The sequence below is a fragment of the Bdellovibrionota bacterium genome (genome assembly GCA_035292885.1).
GTDB lineage: Bacteria > Bdellovibrionota_G > JALEGL01 > JALEGL01 > DATDPG01 > DATDPG01.
Window position 1 is genome coordinate 1 of the sequence record DATDPG010000033.1, and the last position, 2,066, is coordinate 2,066.

The window sequence follows — 2,066 nt, forward strand, 5'->3', positions numbered from 1 at the left end:
ACGAGATTCCGGAAGCTCAACGCTCCGGAACTCTTAAAGGAGGTGTACCTCGGAGTGAAATTTGAAGATGGGCTACGAGTGAATCAACAAAATTGGAAAAAAGCCGCCTGAACTTTTACACACCTATTGACGGAACCTCAAGAGATGCTCGACCAACTCTTCGACCGACTCAATAGACTTTCGCGACTGCATCCCCGCCTCATCATCGCGAACTGCGGCATCGGTGTGTGGATTGTTTCTCCCATCGATGCGAAGGCGATTCTCAACGATGTCAGCAGCGGCGGCGCGGGTCTTTCCTCGGACGCGGCCCTATCCGTGGGAACCCGTATCGAGTGCACGTTCGAAGTTCCAAAACACTTGGAGTGGGCCCGATTCGTTCACGGCCTGATTTGGAACGGAACCGTGAGGAGCTGCCGCAAGGGGCATTTCGGCGTCCAGTTCGTTCGTTCCGGCAACGTCGCCGAAGTGTGGACGAAACTCGTCTACTCGGCCACAGAATACGTTGTCAATCGGAACCGCGAACTTGATCGCCTCAATGAGCGTCTTCTCCAGTTGTCGCTGACCGATCCGCTCACCGGACTGTACAACAAGAGAGGATTCCAGCAGCGACTGGCGGAGGAGGTCTCCCGTGCGCGTCGCACAAAGCAACCGCTCTCGCTCATCATATTCGACATCGATCATTTCAAGAATTACAACGATTCGAACGGCCACCCGGCCGGGGATGCGCTTCTCGCCCTTCTTTCCTCCCTTCTCAGAGGTATGCCCGACAAGGGATTCAAGAGTGCGCCGTTTCGTGAATCCGACATCTGCGTGCGGTACGGCGGAGAGGAATTCGCCGTGCTCCTTCCGGACACACCGTTGGAAGGAGCGATTACGAAGGCCGATCGCCTCCGGGCGATGGTGGAAACCTATCCCTTTCCGGAGTGCGAGACGCAGCCCGGTGGAAGCGTTACGATCAGTATCGGGGTGAGCGCTTATCCCACGCACGCCGTCGACGCCAACGAGCTAGTGGAGCACGCGGACCGGGCTCTGTATCGGGCCAAACAGGGTGGCCGGAACCGAGCGGTGGTCGACTATGAAGCGTCCCCTGGATCTTCAGTGATCAAGTTTCCGAAGCGATAACCGTATGTTAGATCTAGAGGTCTCCAGCCACTAAACATAATAATCGACTCCGCACATCATTCAGTAGGCTGAATCTTTCCCCAGACAGTAACTTTTAAGAATCCGACGATTGTATTGGGCTAGGGATGGACGGAGCCAAATCGGAGAGAGAGGGAAGGTCTTCCGGCAATTCAAAGCAGTTGACCTTGAATCCAAAAACCATGAATTCCACGGGATAACGACAAGGCGATTATCAAAGGTTTCATCCCTTTTCGATCGATTTTCTTCGCGCTGGCTCACAATCAACTCACAGCTATTCGGCGGCGGCGCGAAATGAATCCCACTTCGCGAGAGCGATTCGAGGGATTTTCAAACCCGAACTACACCATGGTCCCGGACGAGCTGTTCGATGAATTGCTCACGCAGCTCACCGGCGCAGAGCTGAAAGTGGTTCTCTACGTTTGCCGCCGGACGTTCGGTTTCAAAAAACGGGAAGATGCGATCTCCATTCACCAGCTTCTTGCCGGAATCCGCATCAAAAATGGCCGAGTTTTGGATCACGGCGTCGGCCTTTCCAAAAGTGCTCTCATGCCCACCTTACGGACACTGGCAGAAAAAGGGATCATTACAAAACGCGGACAGGTCGGCGCCGATGGCGGAAGCCGGCCGTACTTCTATTCCCTGCGATTCAAACGCGAAGAGGGGGGAGTACCGAAAACTGGTACCCCGGGGGTACCGGAAATCGGCGGAGGAGTTTTACCGAACTTTAGGAAAAAAAGTTTCCCAGAAGAAAATTCAACGTGGAACCGACGAGGTCGACCAACTCTCAAAAATTCCGACGCCTCCGCGCAGGTTCGAGCCAAGTCCGGACAGATTTCCGGCGTGGTCTCACTGGCCGGCGTAGCCCAGACCCACAGCGGTCAAGTCGTGTTTGCGTTCCTTTTCAACGACGTGTCCGGCCGTGA

At 54.9% G+C, this 2,066-nt stretch carries 2 protein-coding genes; both read left to right on the forward strand.

What is annotated here, in order from left to right:
* The first annotated feature begins 126 nt into the window (after positions 1 to 126).
* On the forward strand, positions 127 to 1,122 hold the full coding sequence (locus VI895_02665; protein ID HLG18703.1) for a GGDEF domain-containing protein: 996 nt from the start codon (positions 127 to 129) through the stop codon (positions 1,120 to 1,122).
* A gap of 312 nt (positions 1,123 to 1,434) precedes the next feature.
* Positions 1,435 to 2,066, forward strand: a 632-nt coding sequence (locus VI895_02670) for a replication protein (protein ID HLG18704.1), incomplete at its 3' end; no start/stop codon positions are given.